14 protein-coding genes are annotated in these 14,701 nt (G+C 74.9%); 5 read left to right on the top strand and 9 right to left on the bottom strand.

What is annotated here, in order from left to right:
* Positions 1–97: 97 nt before the first annotated feature.
* Positions 98–361, top strand: a complete 264-nt coding sequence (locus tag IH48_RS32895) for a hypothetical protein (RefSeq protein WP_037840778.1) — start codon at positions 98–100, stop codon at positions 359–361.
* Positions 362–374: 13 nt separating this feature from the next.
* Here IH48_RS32895 and IH48_RS0102040 read toward each other — a convergent pair whose 3' ends face one another.
* Positions 375–2,021 carry a DNA repair helicase XPB gene (locus IH48_RS0102040; protein ID WP_030898240.1) on the bottom strand — a complete coding sequence of 549 codons (1,647 nt, stop codon included), beginning with the start codon at positions 2,019–2,021 and terminating at the stop codon, positions 375–377.
* Positions 2,022–2,116: 95 nt separating this feature from the next.
* A complete protein-coding gene (locus tag IH48_RS0102035) occupies positions 2,117–2,803 on the bottom strand; it encodes a hypothetical protein (RefSeq protein WP_030898237.1) in 687 nt (228 codons plus the stop codon).
* Positions 2,804–2,963: 160 nt separating this feature from the next.
* On the opposite strand from IH48_RS0102035, the gene IH48_RS34705 reads away from it, so the two are divergent.
* Positions 2,964–3,728: a VanZ family protein gene (locus IH48_RS34705; protein WP_078849398.1), complete on the top strand. Its 765-nt coding sequence runs from the start codon at positions 2,964–2,966 to the stop codon at positions 3,726–3,728.
* Positions 3,729–3,774: 46 nt separating this feature from the next.
* On the opposite strand, the gene IH48_RS0102025 is transcribed toward IH48_RS34705, so the two are convergent.
* Complete coding sequence (locus IH48_RS0102025; RefSeq protein WP_051838973.1) at positions 3,775–6,558, bottom strand: helicase-associated domain-containing protein; 2,784 nt, start codon at positions 6,556–6,558, stop codon at positions 3,775–3,777.
* Between the two features lie 87 nt (positions 6,559–6,645).
* On the opposite strand from IH48_RS0102025, the gene IH48_RS0102020 reads away from it, so the two are divergent.
* Positions 6,646–7,614 carry a hypothetical protein gene (locus IH48_RS0102020; RefSeq protein WP_030898230.1) on the top strand — a complete coding sequence of 323 codons (969 nt, stop codon included), beginning with the start codon at positions 6,646–6,648 and terminating at the stop codon, positions 7,612–7,614.
* 586 nt (positions 7,615–8,200) lie between these two features.
* Here IH48_RS0102020 and IH48_RS0102015 read toward each other — a convergent pair.
* From IH48_RS0102015 to IH48_RS0102005, 3 genes are read right to left on the bottom strand one after another with little or no spacing between them, the layout of a single operon-like run.
* Complete coding sequence (locus IH48_RS0102015) at positions 8,201–9,100, bottom strand: ABC transporter ATP-binding protein (RefSeq protein ID WP_078849397.1); 900 nt, start codon at positions 9,098–9,100, stop codon at positions 8,201–8,203.
* The gene (locus IH48_RS0102010; protein WP_037840923.1) at positions 9,097–10,212 is read right to left on the bottom strand and encodes an iron ABC transporter permease; all 1,116 of its coding nucleotides are present in this window, start codon (positions 10,210–10,212) and stop codon (positions 9,097–9,099) included. The genes IH48_RS0102015 and IH48_RS0102010 overlap by 4 nt, the downstream gene beginning before the upstream one ends.
* Before the next feature lie 8 nt (positions 10,213–10,220).
* Positions 10,221–11,300, bottom strand: a complete 1,080-nt coding sequence (locus tag IH48_RS0102005) for a FecCD family ABC transporter permease (RefSeq protein WP_078849396.1) — start codon at positions 11,298–11,300, stop codon at positions 10,221–10,223.
* Positions 11,301–11,475: 175 nt separating this feature from the next.
* Here IH48_RS0102005 and IH48_RS0102000 point away from each other — a divergent pair, with 175 nt between their 5' ends.
* The gene (locus IH48_RS0102000) at positions 11,476–12,222 is read left to right on the top strand and encodes an HAD family hydrolase (RefSeq protein WP_078849395.1); all 747 of its coding nucleotides are present in this window, start codon (positions 11,476–11,478) and stop codon (positions 12,220–12,222) included.
* Here the strand turns inward: IH48_RS0102000 and IH48_RS0101995 are convergent.
* The gene (locus IH48_RS0101995; RefSeq protein WP_030898217.1) at positions 12,117–12,449 is read right to left on the bottom strand and encodes a hypothetical protein; all 333 of its coding nucleotides are present in this window, start codon (positions 12,447–12,449) and stop codon (positions 12,117–12,119) included. The genes IH48_RS0102000 and IH48_RS0101995 overlap by 106 nt on opposite strands.
* Before the next feature lie 213 nt (positions 12,450–12,662).
* Between IH48_RS0101995 and IH48_RS0101990 the strand changes: the two genes are divergently transcribed.
* Entirely contained in the window at positions 12,663–13,046 is a 384-nt protein-coding gene (locus IH48_RS0101990; RefSeq protein ID WP_030898214.1) for a cold-shock protein, read from the top strand.
* A gap of 50 nt (positions 13,047–13,096) precedes the next feature.
* On the opposite strand, the gene IH48_RS0101985 is transcribed toward IH48_RS0101990, so the two are convergent.
* Positions 13,097–13,954 (bottom strand): 1,4-dihydroxy-6-naphthoate synthase, encoded by an 858-nt coding sequence (locus IH48_RS0101985; RefSeq protein ID WP_030898211.1) that lies wholly within the window; start codon positions 13,952–13,954, stop codon positions 13,097–13,099.
* Positions 13,938–14,684: a futalosine hydrolase gene (locus IH48_RS0101980; protein ID WP_234434122.1), complete on the bottom strand. Its 747-nt coding sequence runs from the start codon at positions 14,682–14,684 to the stop codon at positions 13,938–13,940. Before IH48_RS0101980 ends, IH48_RS0101985 begins: the two co-directional genes overlap by 17 nt.
* Positions 14,685–14,701 lie beyond the last annotated feature (17 nt).

Here is a 14,701-nt window from a genome sequence, read left to right as displayed (position 1 = left end):
AGGCGTACGGCGCGCGCCCTCAGGACGTAGCGGCGGCGCCGCCGGGTTCAGACCACGGACCGATGTGCCGAGAATGTCCGAGTTCCATCATGGACGTATGAGCAGCCACACCATCACCCCGCCCCACGGCGCGACGGCCACCGGCGCAGGCGCCGTGCCCCGCCAGAGCTACACCGTCGGCGACGCGATGCGCGCGCTCCAGGTGTTCGTGTCCACCGCGTTCAACGTGGCCGTACTCGGCGAGTACGCGGACGAGGCCGGCGTCCAGCGCCGCCCGGTGCCCTCGCCACGAGGTCCACGAGGTCCACGAGGTCCACGCGCTCCACGCGGACCACGCGAACCGGACGGCGGCGCGGGCTGAGCCGAGGCAGGCCTCACGCCTCGCCCGCGAGCAGCTCGTCCGCGTCGACGATCCGGTACGCGTAGCCCTGCTCGGCCAGGAACCGCTGCCGGTGCGCCGCGAAGTCCTGGTCGATCGTGTCGCGCGCGACCACCGAGTAGAACCGCGCCTCGTGCCCGTCCGCCTTCGGCCGCAGCACGCGCCCGAGCCGCTGCGCCTCCTCCTGGCGCGAGCCGAACGTGCCCGACACCTGGATGGCGACCGTGGCCTCCGGCAGGTCGATGGAGAAGTTCGCGACCTTCGAGACGACCAGCACCGAGATCTCGCCCTCGCGGAACTGCCCGAAGAGCTTCTCGCGCTGCGCGTTGCTCGTCTCGCCCTTGATCACCGGCGCGCCCAGGTGCTCGCCGAGCTCGTCGAGCTGGTCGATGTACTGGCCGATCACCAGCGTCTGCTCGCCCTTGTGCTTGCGCACCAGCGCCTCGGTCACCCTCTGCTTGGTGTCCGTCGTGGCGCAGAAGCGATACTTCTCGTCGCTCTCGGCCGTCGCGTAGGCCAGCCGCTCGCTGTCGGTCAGGTTGACGCGCACCTCGACGCAGTCGGCGGGCGCGATGTAGCCCTGCGCCTCGATCTCCTTCCACGGCGCGTCGAACCGCTTCGGGCCGATCAGCGAGAAGACGTCCGACTCGCGCCCGTCCTCGCGCACCAGCGTCGCGGTCAGCCCGAGCCGCCGCCTGGCCTGAAGGTCCGCGGTGAACTTGAAGACCGGCGCCGGCAGCAGGTGCACCTCGTCGTAGACGATCAGGCCCCAGTCACGCGAGTCGAACAGCTCCAGGTGCGGGTAGACGCCCTTCCTGCGCGTCGTGAGCACCTGGTACGTGGCGATCGTGACGGGCCTGATCTCCTTCCTCGTGCCGCTGTACTCGCCGATCTCGTCCTCGGTCAGCGACGTGCGCCGCACCAGCTCGTGCTTCCACTGGCGCGCCGAGACGGTGTTCGTGACGAGGATCAGCGTCGTCGCCTTCGCCTCCGCCATCGCCCCCGCGCCGACGAGCGTCTTGCCCGCGCCGCAGGGCAGCACGACCACGCCCGAGCCGCCGTGCCAGAAGTTCTCGACCGCCTGCTTCTGGTACGGGCGCAGCGACCAGTCCTCCTCGTCCAGGTCGATGCGGTGCGCCTCGCCGTCCACGTACCCGGCCAGGTCCTCGGCGGGCCAGCCGAGCTTCAGCAGCGTCTGCTTGATCTGGCCGCGCTCCGAGGGGTGCACGGCGACGCTGTCCTCGTCGATGCGGGCGCCGACGAGCGGCTGCACCTTCTTCGAGCGCAGGATCTCTTCGAGCACGGGCCGGTCGGTGCTGGTCAGCACCAGGCCGTGGGTCGGGTGCTTGGAGAGGGTGAGGCGGCCGTAGCGCGACATCGTCTCCGCGACGTCGACGAGCAGCGCGTGCGGCACCGGGTAGCGCGAGTACTCCACGAGCGCGTCCACGACCTGCTCGGCGTCGTGACCCGCCGCGCGCGCGTTCCACAGCCCGAGGGGCGTGAGCCGGTACGTGTGGATGTGCTCCGGCGCACGCTCCAGCTCGGCGAACGGCGCGATGGCACGGCGGCACGCGTCCGTCTGCTCGTGGCCGATCTCCAGCAGCAACGTCTTGTCACTTTGGACGATGAGAGGTCCGTTCACAGCCGCGCCCTTTCCCTGCCCGTTCCCGTGCGGTACGCCAAACGTCCAGTGTCGCCCATCGGCGGAGGTCGCGCGGCGCGATCCGCGTCACGCGGCTACTGGGTCCTGGGGCGGAGCGTCTGGTTGCCGGCGTCCATGTCGAAGTCGCCGACGTACCACTTCCCGTTGATCTTGTCGGTCTTGAGCCTGGCCCTGAAGGACTTCTGGTCCACGCCGTGCGAGCCGGACAGGATGATCGCACGCAGCGGCTTGCCGTCCACGTTGATCTTGGAGGTCGGGACGACTGCCGTGTCACCGGCGGGCTCGGGGACGTCGATCTTCACCGTCGGGTCGCCCGACGCGTTCTGCGGCGTGAACGCCTTGCTCATGGACGCGAGACCGGGCGCCAGCTTCTGCAGTGTCGACGCGCCGCACATCCCCGGAGTGGTGGCCTTCGGCGACGATTCGCTGCCCGGTGCGATGGAGAGGAGGCACGCCTTCTTCGCGTCCTTCTCGATGACCGCGCTGACCCAGGCTCCGGCCGCTGCGCCCGACGTGGACTGGCCACCCGCCTGCGCTCCCGTGCCCTTGTGCCGTGAACGCCTGCCCCGCGAGGAGCCGGAGCCCTTCGACACGGAGCCCGACGAGGAGTGGCTGCTGCCGTGCGACGAGGAGGAGTGCGAGTGGGACGACGAGTGCGAGTGCGAGCTGCCCGAGCACGCCGCCATCAGCGGCGCGGCCGCCAGCAGCGTGACCGCGGTGGCCCATCCCGTGATCCTCTTGCCGGACTCTCGTCGTGCCATGGACCTGTGCTCCTTACGCGTGTGGTGTCCCCCCTCGGCCCGTTGCCGGCCGGTGGCTACGACGACCGGCCGGCAACGATCGGTTGCATGACAAGCCACAGCGCCGGCTCGCCGGCGGCCGTGGCCGCATGCGCGGGGGGCCACGGGGCACCAGCACGGCATGACCGCAGACACGGAACGCTCCCCGGCAACCGGCCCCGCCTCCGACGACGTCGTCCTGGCCCGGAGTTGGGGGCGTACGGCCTTACGGCTGCTCATCCTCGTGCTCGCGTTCGCGGCGCTCGTGGCGTTCTCCGCCCTGCTCGCCGAGTTGACGCTCACTCCGTCGCCCGCGTCGAGGAACATCGCGGGCGCCAACCTCCACCCCGGCCGCTCGCTGCGCGAGTACGTGGACGACTACACGTTCCTCGGGGCGTGCAAGCAGATCGGCGGGAACCTGCTCATCGGCGCGCCGTTCGGGGTGATCCTGCCGGTGCTGGTGGCGCGCAGGCTGCGCATGGTGCGGGTGGTGCTGCTGACGTGCGTCGTGATGGTGCTGGTCGAACTGGCGCAGGGCGCGATGGTCGAGGGCCGTGCGTTCGACGTCGACGACGTGATCCTCAATACGGCGGGCGCGCTGATCGGTTACCTGCTCGTCGGCAGGCGGATCGGGCGCAGGTACCACCGGCTGGGGGAGGCGCGCATGGTGCGCCGGAGCCGGTGGCGGTCCGCCGGGCGCGGTCCTGCGGCCGGGCCGGGTAGGGCCACTCGCAAGGCGGCCCCGAAGAAGCCCGCGGCCAAGGCGCCCGCCCGGCGCCCCGGTTGGCGCGGGGGCATCGTGGCGCTCGGTACGCGCGTCACGAAGCGGCGTGACGAACCGGCTGCGCCCAAGCCGGCCCGGCGCCGGGGCGGTGGCCGCCTGACCGGCCTGCTGCACCGCCGGTAGCGGGACGCGGCAGCGCGACGGGACGGGACGGGACGGGACGGTGCGGTCAGGCCGGGTCGTCCGCCAGTTCCGCGACGCCGGTGACGCGGTGCAGCGGGTAGGTGCGTACCTCGTCGGCGGTGTGGTCGTACGCGGTGACGAAGCCGCCCTCCACCCGTACCGGCGCGATCACGCGCTGGCTGGCCGCGCCCTCGGCGTTGACGTACCCGATCCACAGCGTGGAGCCGGTGAGGACGGCGGCCTGCATGGTGGCGAGCGTCTCCGAGGCCGTCGTGCGCGGCGGTGCGCCGGTGCCGGCCGGGTCCCGCGGCAGCGGCTTGCGCTCGACGGTCGCGGCGAGGTCGCCCGCGCGGATGGCCCGTACCGCCGCGCCGAGCAGCGCGGGCGCGGGCGCAGCGGGCCCGTCGGGCACGGGGGCGGGGGCGGTGCGTGCCGGCGTGCGGTGCGCGTGGGCGCGGGTAATGAGCACGTCGCCCTCCGCTGACTCGGCGGCCGGTGCGAATCCCATGGTGCGCAGCCCGTCGAGGAGCGTCGCGGGGTCGGCCTGGGCGGCGAGCACCGTGGGTGCGAGGCGGCGCAGCCGCAGGTTGGCCGAGCGCCTGTCGGCGAGGATCTCGTCGAGCACGGCATCGTCGTCCGAGCGCACGTACGCGGAGGCGGCGCCGACCCGCAGGTGGCCGTGGCGGCGTGCCACGTCGTCGATCAGATAGGTGAGCGGTTGCGGCACGGGCGTGCGGCTGTGGTTCTTGAGGAACGCGTGCAGGTCGGACGCGGACTGCCCGGCGTCGAGCGCCCGGCGCACCGATCCGGGCGTGAAGCGGTAGACGGTGGCGCCGCCCCTGGACTCGATGTCGGCGGCCACGGACAGCAGCGCGGCGAGCGGCCGCAGCAGCGGGCCCGGGGCGACGGCGGTCAGGTCGGCCTGGAGCAGCACGTGGTCGAGGGGCTCGGGCAGCAGTGGGGCGAGCGCGCGTGCGGCGCGCTCGGCGGGCGTGCCCGCGCCGCCGCGTGCGCGCGTGGCGCGCGGTGCGGACGGTGGCGCGGCGGCCGCCCCGGCGTCCCGCGTCCCGGTGACCCCCTGCCCGGCGGCCGCCCCGGCGTCCCCTCGCCCGGCGGCGTCGGCACCGGCCCCGGTGGCCCGGGCCCCGGCGTCTGCCACGGACCCGGTGGTCCGGGCCGCGGACCCGGGAGTCTCGGCATCGGCCGGCCCGGGCCCGGCGGCCTCGGGAAAGAGGCCATCGGCGGCGGCCCCGGGGGGCGCGCTCTCCGCGATGGGCAGCAGCGCCCTGCCCATCGCGGAGAGCGCGCCCCTGCCCGTGACGCCGAGCAGCTCCGACTCGTCCAGGACCCAGTCGGCGAGGCGGGGCCTGAGGTCCTCCGTACGGCCCGTCACCCCCGCGCCGCGCAGCGGCCGTTCCCAGCGCAGCCTGGCCTGTAGGGACTCCCGCGTCGGTGACGTGCCCTCGGGGAGCGTGGCGAGCAGGGCGAGTACGCGCCCGCGCACCTCGGGCGCGGCGCCCCTGTCCAGGTCGGGGCCGAGCGCCGAGAGCGTGCGGCCGCGGCTGTCCTGCCCGCCCACCAGGCCGGACGTGCGGGTCGCCGCCAGCCACGCCGCCGCGAGCACGGCCCACCGCTCGGGCGCCGCGAGTTCGAGCCAGTCGTCGTGGGCCGGTGTCGGCGCGTAGCGCTCGTCGGCCTCGCCGTCACCGGCGACGAGCCCCGCGGCGTAGGCGAGTTCGACCCAGAAGGCGGCGAGCGGCTCGGTCGTGTCGAGGGCGGCGGCGGTGCGTTTGAGGTCGCGCACGGACAGGCCGCCCGCGCGCAGCACGCCTGGCCCGCCCTCGTTCCACTCCTTGCCGAGCTCCTCGACGATGTCGAGTGCGGTGAACGCCTGGGCGGCCGCCGCGCTGTCCACAACCTGTGGACGGTACTCGCCGCGCGGCGCGAGCGGCGGCGGCACCGGCTCGGGGCGCCGGTGCGCGCGGCCCGCCCGCAGGTGCAGGGCCGCCTCGCGCGGCAGGACCACCGTCCGCGGCGACGCGGGCAGCAGGAGGCCGCGGTCGCGCAGCCAGCGCACGTGCGGCGCCGGGTTGGCGGTGACCTCGCCGTAGGGCGGTCCCCACACCAGCCGGTCGAGGACGGCGAGCGCCTCGCTCGGTGCCGTGTCGAGGAGGGCGGCCATGCGCCGCCGGCCGGTGAACAGCGCGGTCAGCGAGGCGACGGCGGACACCGGGTCGTGCGTGGAGGGCAGGCCCGACGCGGCCAGGATCTCCTGGAGGCGCGTGGGCGACATGCCGGTGGTCGCCTCGGCGACGGTGGGACCGAGGCCGGTGGGGGAGGGGTGCGAGGCGGTGGGCGCGAGCAGTTCGCGTGCCGTGCGCACGAGGCGCAGCCGGTCGTCGTCGCCCCAGACGAGTGCCTGGTCGCGCAGGGCGCCGAGCGCGCCGGGCAGCGCGGCCTCGACGGGCGCGTCCCCGTCGTCCCCCGCGAGCAGGGCGCGCAGCACCTCGTACGAGGCGGGTTCAGGGGCGACGGCGAGCGCCTCGGCGGCCTGGAGGGTGAAGCGGTCGAGGCGTTCGAGGGCGCGGATGACGGACGCGCGGGTGGAGGCGCGCCCGGCGAGCTGCGAGATGTCGCCCGGGACGGGGGAGAGCAGGTCGGGGCGGCCGCGGAGCAGGGCGGCGAGGGAAGCGTCGCCGCGCGAGCGCAGGGATTCGGCGAGCGTGCGGGGCGGCGCGGACGCGGGACGTGCGGAACCGCCGCCTCCGCCGCCTGCTGCATCGGGTCCTTCAGGCACGTGCGCCTCCTCGGTCTGGCCCGCTGTCCCCATCCGACCCAAGGTAGCCCGTGACGGCGCGAGGGCGGGCGCGCCGCGTACGGGCTGGACGTACGGGGAGGACTTCGACACCATCGCGTGGTGGGGATCGAGAGCGACCAGTTGGTCTTTGACTACCTCAGCCGCGTCGGCGACGTGGCCCATCAGCGGCAACTCCCCTCCGGGGACCGCATGAGACTCGTCTCCTCGCTGCGGAGCGAGATCGACCGCAGGCGGGGCACGCCGGAGGGCGACAGCCCGGCCGCGATCAAGCGGCTGCTGGGGCAGCTCGGCACGCCGGAGGCGGTCGTCGGCACGGCCGCGGGCAAGGCGGCGCAGTCCGGTCCCGCCTCGGCGGACCTGCCGCGGCAGACCGCGCACGAGCCGCTGTCATCGGCCGGGCCGTCCGCGCCGTCCGCGCCTTCGGGCCCGCACCTCGCGGGGATGGACGAGCGGGGCGCGGGCGCCGGTTCAGGCACGGACTGGTGGCGGATGCAGCCGGGCCCGGGCACGGGCGCGATGGGCCCAGGGCAGATGCGGGTGGGCGGCTTCGTCGGCGGCGTCGAGATCCCCGAGATACTGCGCCCGCCGCACGGCGGCACGGGCGAGACGGCGCCGTTGGAGAAGGCACCGGCCGCGGGCGCGGCGGCGGAGGCCGCCGTGGACGAGGCCGTCGTCGAGGAGCCCGCGCGCAAGTGGTGGCGCAGGGGCGGCGCGGTCGCCGGCGCCGGGCGCGGCCTGACGAACCCGTTCCTGCTGGTGACGGCCGCACTGCTGGTCGTGGGGGCGGTACTGGGCAACATCTGGGCGCTGCTCGCCGGTTGGGTGCTCGCCTACTTCTCGCGCACGCTGACGAGGAACGAGGCGAAGGTCGCGGTCTTCTGGCTGCCGGGCGTGTCGGTGGCGGCCGGCGTGGTCTGGCTGTGGGGCCGCTTCAACGACCGCTGGGGCAAGCCGATCCCCGACGGTGCCATGGGCCAGGCGCTGTCGGACACGTGGCCGGTGGTGGTACGGGTCGCGGCGGTGGCGTCGGCGCTGTTCCTGGTATGGAGATCACGCCGGGTGCGCTGATCCCCGCGGGGCCGTGCGGATCCCACCGCGCGCCACGGGGCACGTTCGCGCCCCGGCCGCCGGGCCCGCCCTGGACCGGCCCGGAGCCCATGGGCGGCGCGACGGGTGTGATGGCCCGGGCCCGAGGCGGTCAACGAGGTCGCGGACGGCGGCCGATGACGATGCGGGGGCCGTGCCCCGGGCGCCGGCGAGCGGCGATGTGGCCGGCGGCCCACGCCGGGATTCCTGGTCGGGTTGCGAGGCGCCCGTCCCGGCGGCGGTTGCTCCGAGCCGTGGCCCGGAGTCCCTGGGCGGCGCGACGGGTGTGATGGCCCGGGGTCCGAGGCGGTCAACGAGGTCGCGGACGGCGGCCGATGACGATGCGGGAGCCGTGCCCCGGGGCGCCGGGCGGACGGCGACGAGGCCGGCGGCACGGCCCGGCAGCTGGTCCCGGCGGTGTGGCGCGCGCCGCTGTCACGCTCCGGGGCACCGCCGTCGGCGGCCGCGCCCTCGCGCGGGGTGCGACCGGGCCGAGGTCCAGGTCCGGGCGGACGGCCCGGGAGCCGATCCTCGCGGCGCCCCCGGCTACGCGGCGCGGGCGCCCGCGTCAGCCTGGGCGCCGCTCGGGCGCGGTGGCCCCCCGTGGGGCGTACGGGGTGCTCGGGACGACCAGGGGTCCGCCCGTGACCGGGTCGTCGATGACGACCGCGTCCAGGCCGAAGACCTCGCGCACCAGCTCTGCCGTCACGACGTCCGCCGGTGCGCCCTCCGCCACGACGCTGCCCGCCTTCATGGCCACCAGGTGGTCCGCGTAGCGCGCGGCCTGGTTGAGGTCGTGCAGGACGATCACCACCGTCCTGCCGCGCTCGTGGTTGAGGCGGCGCACCAGGTCGAGTACCTCCACCTGGTGCGCGATGTCGAGGAACGTCGTCGGCTCGTCGAGCAGCAGGAGGTCCGTCTCCTGGGCCAGGGCCATCGCGATCCACACGCGCTGGCGCTGGCCGCCTGACAGCTCGTCGACGGGCCGCTCCGCCAGGTCCGTGACGTTGGTGCGCTCCATCGCCGCCGTGACCGCTAGCTCGTCCTCGTCCGACCACTGCTGCCACCACCGCTGGTGCGGCTGCCTGCCGCGCGAGACGAGGTCGGCGACCGTGATCGCCTCCGGCGCCGAAGGCGACTGCGGCAGCAGGCCGATCGAGCGCGCGATCCGCCGCGTGGGCAGGGACGCCAGTTCCTCGCCGTCCAGCAGCACCGACCCGGACCGCGGCTTGAGCAGCCGTCCGAGCGCGCGCAGTGTCGTCGACTTGCCGCACGCGTTGGGCCCGACGATCACCGTCACCTTGCCGTCCGGGACGGCGAGGCTGAGCTCGCGCACCACCGTGCGGTCGTCGTACGCGAGCGTCAGCCCGCGCGCCGCCAGCCGGACACCGGCCCCCGCGGCCGGCGCGGAACTCGCCGCACCCGCCGCGCGCGTGTCCTGGTCCGCGGCCGCTCCGCCGTCGCTCATGCCGTGCCTCCCGTCGCGCGCGTCCCCGCGCCGCTCCGCCGTATCAGCAGCCAGATCAGGTACGGCGCGCCGACCGCCGCCGTCAGGACGCCGACGGGCAGTTCCGTCGGCGAGAACAGGGTCTTCGCCAGCAGGTCGCCCGCCACCACGATCACCGCGCCCGTCAGCGCCGACGTCAGCAGCGGGATCTGCGCCGTGCCCGTCATCCGGCGGGCGATCTGCGGCGCCATCAGCGCCACGAAGTCCACCGGGCCCGCCGCGCCCGTCGCCACCGACGCGAGGATCACGCCCGTCACGACGAGCCCCAGCCGCACCCGGTTCAGCCGGATGCCGAGACTCGTCGCCGTGTCGTCGTCCATCGACACCGTCCGCTGCGCGTACGCCGCCCACGCGACCGCGGGTGCCAGCACGGCCAGGGCGATCACCACAGGTACCGCCTCGTCGTACCCGCGCCCGTTCAACGATCCCGTCATCCATACCTGCGCCTGCTGGGCGACGAGCACGTCGCCCTTCGTCATGAGCAGCGTGATGACGGACTTCAGCGCGATCGAGAACCCGATGCCGATCAGCACGAACCGCGTCGCGTGCAGCCCGCGGCGCCACGCGAAGGCGTAGACGAGCCCGGCCGCCGCGAGCCCGCCGACGATCGACAGGTACGGCAGGACGGTGTACGACGTGACCCCGAAGGTCAGCGCCCCGACCGTCAGGACGCCCGCGCCCTGGCTGATGCCGATGATGTCCGGGCTCGCCAGCGGGTTGCGCGCCACCGTCTGCACCAGCGCCCCCGCCACCCCGAACGCCGGGCCCACCAGCAGCCCGAGCACCATCCGCGGCTCGCGCAGCGTGCCGACGATCAGCTGGTCCTGCGGCCGTCCGCCGCCGAACACCACCGGCACCACGCGCGCCGGGGACACGAAGCTGTCGCCCACGCACAGGTACGCGACGCAGACCAGCGCGAGCAGCACGAGCAGCGCAGCGGCCACGAGCGCGGAGCGCCGGTGCAGCAGGAACGAACCGCGCCCCCGGCGCAGAACCCGGTAGCCCGCGGGGCGCATCAAGCGCCGCGTCCCGGCGCGGCCAGGTCCCTTCGCGTCCGCCCGTGCCGTCGTCATGGGCGCCGTCACGCCGGCACCGCCTTCCTGCGCACGAGCGCCACCAGGAACGGCACCCCGATCAGCGCCGTCATCACGCCCGCGGGCACCTCGCCCGGCGGGAAGACGATCCGCCCGATCACGTCGGACACCAGCAGCATCACGGGCCCGATCAGCGCCGCCATCGGCAGCACCCAGCGGTGATCGGTGCCCACGAAGGCACGCGCGATGTGCGGCACGGCGAGTCCGACGAACGCGATCGGCCCCGCGGCCGCGACACCCGCGCCGACCAGCAGCGTCGCGCCGATCCCGCCGACGATCCGCACCACGGCCACGTTCTGTCCGAGCCCCACCGCCATGTCGTCGCCGAGCGCCAGCGCGTCCAGGCCGCGCGCCACGTACACGACGAGCACGGTGCCCGCCACGAGGAACGGCCAGACCTCGCCCGCGACCGAGCTCCCGCGCCCGGTCAGCGAACCCACCTGCCAGAAGCGGAACTCCTCCAGCGTGGCCGCGTTCGTCGTGAGGACGGCCTGGGTGACCGCCACGAGCAGCGCGTTGATCGCCGCGCCGCCGAGCGCCAGCTTCACCGGCGTCGCGCCGCCGCGCCCGCGCGAGGCGATCGCGTACACGGCGACCGACGCCGCCCCGGCGCCCGCGAAGGCGAACCAGACGTACCCGTTCAGCGTGTGCACGCCCGCGAGCGTGATGGCCAGCACGACGGCCACCGACGAGCCCTGGCTGATGCCGAGCACGCCGGGGTCGGCGATGGGGTTGCGGGTGATGCCCTGCAGAACCGTTCCCGCGAGGGCGAGCGCCGCGCCGACCATCAGCCCGAGCACCGTGCGCGGCACCCGCAGTTGCCGCACCACCTCGGCGTCGGCGCTGTGGCCGCCGTGCAGCAGGGCGTCGACGGCGGTCGTGGGCGGCACGGCCCGCGCGCCGACAGCGAGGCTCAGGACCACCGCCGCCGCCAGCGCCACCACGGCCACCGCCGTCCACACGACCCGCCGCGCGACCGGCGCCCGCCGCCCGCCGCCCGCCGACGCGGGCGCGCGGGAGGCCTCGTCGTGGGACCCGCCCGGGGGCGCAGGGGCAACGGCAGACATCGCAACCAATCAGGACGGGCCGCCGGGACGGACGGACCAAGGGCCACGCACGGGTCGTGGTTAGGTGAGCCTAAGTCTAGCCAGCCCGATCAAGAGGCCTTCAGGCGAGCCCCGCCCAGGACCGCACCGTGGACGCCACGGCGGCCTCGCCCGTCGCACCCGCACAATGGGAACCATGGCTTCGCAGACCCACCCGCGCCCCGCGCCGCCGCTGACCGTCGGCTTCGACCTGGACATGACGCTGATCGACTCACGGCCCGGCATCCACGCCACCTACCGGGCGCTTTCCGCCGAGACCGGGGTGCACGTGGACGCCGACCTCGCCGTGACGCGGCTCGGGCCGCCGCTCGCCGAGGAGCTGGCCGAGTGGTTCCCCGCCGATCGGATCGAGGCCGTCGCCGACCGCTACAGGGAGATGTATCCCACATTCGCCATCGAGCCGACGCTCGCTATGGCGGGCGCCCGCGAGGCCATCGCCGCCGTCCAGGCGCTGGGCGGCCGGGCGATCGTGGTGACGGCGAAGCACCGGCCCAACGCGGAGCTCCACCTCGCGCACCTCGGCATCGTGCCCGACGCCGTCGTCGGATCGCTGTGGGCCGAGGCGAAGGCCGAGGCGCTGCGCGCGTACGGCGCGACGGTGTACGTGGGCGACCACACCGGCGACGTGCGCGGCGCACGCGCTGCGGGCGCGCTGTCGGTCGCCGTGGCGACGGGCCCGTGCGGCGCGGACGAACTGCGCGAGGCCGGCGCGGACGTCGTGCTCGACGGCCTCGGCGCGTTCCCCGCGTGGCTCACCGCCCACGCGGGCGGACGCGGCTACGCGGACGCGGCCGTGCCGTCGCCCGCGCCCTCACCGGAGGCCGCCGGGGACGCCGCGTCCACCCGGGCGGCGGACGCCGAAGGGACGAAGGACTTCGCCTGACGGCGCTGCGCGCCGATCGACCGCATGACCCCCGCCGCAGCGACCACGAAGCCGACCGCCATCAGCATGCAGACCAGGTAGGCGGCGGTCGGGAACGGCTTGGTGCCCAGGAAGAGCGGCGCCACCGTGACCAGCGTGGCCACGGCGCCGACGATGAAGAGGACCCCGCCGGCCCGGACGAGTCCGTCGCCGGGACCGGTGGTCGCGGATGCAGGAGTAGCAGTCACGGCACCAGGGTAGTTCCCTGCGAACGGGTGCTACGTGCGGCGTCCCGGGGCACTAGCCTTGGTCGCGGCGGGCGCGGGCCCGCCACAGTGCTCTGCGGCGCTCCTCGGAGCGTTTCCCTATTTCTTTTTCTTCCGCGCGCCAGGCGCCGCCGACCGGGCGGCACATGCCGGACACGGCCTGGCGCCCCGACGAGTTCGAGGATGAGGACAGACGTGCCCAGCGGCAAGGTCAAGTGGTACAACGGCGAGAAGGGCTTCGGCTTCCTCTCCCGCGACGACGGCGGTGACGTCTTCGTGCACTCGTCGGTGCTCCCTGCCGGGGTCGACGCCCTCAAGCCGGGGCAGCGCGTGGAGTTCGGCGTCGTCGCCGGGCAACGCGGCGACCAGGCGCTCTCGCTGACCCTGCTCGACCCCGCGCCGTCCGTGGCTGCCGCGCAGCGCCGCAGGCCCGACGAGCTGGCGTCGATCGTGCAGGACCTGACCACGCTGCTGGAGAACATCTCCCCGATGCTGGAGCGCGGCCGCTACCCCGACAAGGCCCACGGCAGGAAGATCGCGGGCCTCCTGCGCGCGGTCGCCGACCAACTGGACGTGTGAGCCCTGGACGTCTGAGCCCTGGACGTCTGAGCCGGAGCCCGCGCCGGGAGCTACACGAAGCGCAGCGCGTCCTCCGCGACCGGCGGCACGAGGCCCTCCGCCGCGGCCCGCTCAAGCAGGCCGCGGATCGCCGCGTACCCCTCGTCGCCGAGCTCCGCCGTGAACTCGTTGACGTACAGCGCGATGTGCTGGTCCGCGACGGACGGCTCCAGCTCCTGCGAGTGCTCGAGCACGTACGGCCGCGACACCTCGGGCGCGTCCCACGCCATGCGTACGGACGCGGTCGCGGCGTCGGCGAGCGCGCGCAGCGTCTCGGCGCCCAGCGACCGCTTCGCGATGATCGCGCCGAGCGGGATCGGCAGCCCGGTCGTGGACTCCCAGTGCTCGCCCATGTCCGCCAGCGAGTGCAACCCGTAGTTCTGGTACGTGAAGCGCGCCTCGTGGATCACGAGCCCCGCGTCGACCTTGCCGTCCCTGACCGCCGGCATGATCTCGTTGAACGGCATGACGACGATCTCGCCCACGCCGCCCGGCACGGTCGCGGCGGCCCACAGCCGGAAGAGCAGGTACGCCGTGGACCGCTCGCTCGGCACGGCGACGACCTTGCCCGTCAGGTCCGTGCCCGGCTCCTTCGTCAGGACCAGCGGGCCGCAGCCCCGGCCGAGCGCGCCGCCGCACGGCAGCAGCGCGTACTCGCCGAGCACCCACGGCAGCACCGCGTACGACACCTTGAGCACGTCGAACTCGCCGCGCTCGGCCATGCCGTTCGTGATGTCGATGTCCGCGAACGTGACGTCGATCTCCGGCGCGCCCGGCACGCGGCCGTGCGCCCAGGCCTCGAAGGTGAAGGTGTCGTTGGGGCAGGGGGAGTAGGCGAGCTGCAGCGGCTTGTCACGGTCGGCGGTCATCGAACGTCTCCTCGAATACGGGGTTGAGCAGCGAGAACGCGCCCTTCAACGCCGCCAGTGCGGGGCCGATGCGCCAGGCGGCGCGGTCCCGCGGGCCCACGGTGTTGGAGATCGCGCGCACCTCCGCGCACGGCAGGCGGTGCACGGCGGCCGCCTCCGCGACGCCGAAGCCCTCCATGCCCTCGGCGGCGGCGCGCGGGTGGCGCGACGCCAGTTCGACCGTACGCCGTGCCGTGCCGGTCACCGTCGACACGGTGAGGACGGGCGCGAGCAGCGAGGGGAAGTCGGGGCAGGCGGCGAGGGAGCGGGCCATCGCCGCCGCGAGCGCCGCGGGCGGGCGGTGCGTGCTGCGCCCGAAGCCGAGCTCCTCGACGGCCAGGTAGCCGTCGGGGGTGTCGGCGCCGAGGTCGGCGGCGACGATCTCGGCGGCGACGACCACCGAGCCGAGCGGCGCGTGCGGGGCGAAGCCGCCGCCGATGCCCGCGGACACCACCAGCGTGTACGGGTCGCCCGCGGCCGAGGCGCCGGCCAGGGCCGTCGCGGTGGCGGCCGCGACGGCCGCCGGGCCGACGCCGCCGGCCAGCACGTCGACGCGCGGCCTGCGGGCGGCGCCGGTAGCGCCGGCCGTTCCGGCGGCGACCGCCTCGGCCTCCACCTGTACGGCCGTCACCACGAGCACGCGCGGCACGCGGCCGCGCCCGCCCGGTGCGTCCGCCGCCGGCGCGTCCAACGCGTTCAACTCGTCAG

The organism is Streptomyces sp. NRRL F-5126, assembly GCF_000721265.1.
In the GTDB taxonomy this organism is placed as follows: domain Bacteria; phylum Actinomycetota; class Actinomycetes; order Streptomycetales; family Streptomycetaceae; genus Streptomyces.
The sequence above is the reverse complement of the archived record's forward strand: the minus strand, read 5'-3'. Positions and strand labels throughout refer to the sequence as shown.

Excerpts from the sequence above, each read along its gene's own strand:
- IH48_RS34705 (WP_078849398.1), top strand. The coding sequence starts at position 2,964 with ATGACCGCAGACACGGAACGCTCCCCGGCAACCGGCCCCGCCTCCGAC.
- IH48_RS0102005 (WP_078849396.1), bottom strand. The coding sequence starts at position 11,300 with ATGTCTGCCGTTGCCCCTGCGCCCCCGGGCGGGTCCCACGACGAGGCC.
- IH48_RS0102035 (WP_030898237.1), bottom strand. The coding sequence starts at position 2,803 with ATGGCACGACGAGAGTCCGGCAAGAGGATCACGGGATGGGCCACCGCG.
- IH48_RS0102000 (WP_078849395.1), top strand. The coding sequence starts at position 11,476 with ATGGCTTCGCAGACCCACCCGCGCCCCGCGCCGCCGCTGACCGTCGGC.
- IH48_RS0102025 (WP_051838973.1), bottom strand. The coding sequence starts at position 6,558 with ATGGGGACAGCGGGCCAGACCGAGGAGGCGCACGTGCCTGAAGGACCC.
- IH48_RS0102015 (WP_078849397.1), bottom strand. The coding sequence starts at position 9,100 with ATGAGCGACGGCGGAGCGGCCGCGGACCAGGACACGCGCGCGGCGGGT.
- IH48_RS0102010 (WP_037840923.1), bottom strand. The coding sequence starts at position 10,212 with ATGACGACGGCACGGGCGGACGCGAAGGGACCTGGCCGCGCCGGGACG.
- IH48_RS0101985 (WP_030898211.1), bottom strand. The coding sequence starts at position 13,954 with ATGACCGCCGACCGTGACAAGCCGCTGCAGCTCGCCTACTCCCCCTGC.
- IH48_RS32895 (WP_037840778.1), top strand. The coding sequence starts at position 98 with ATGAGCAGCCACACCATCACCCCGCCCCACGGCGCGACGGCCACCGGC.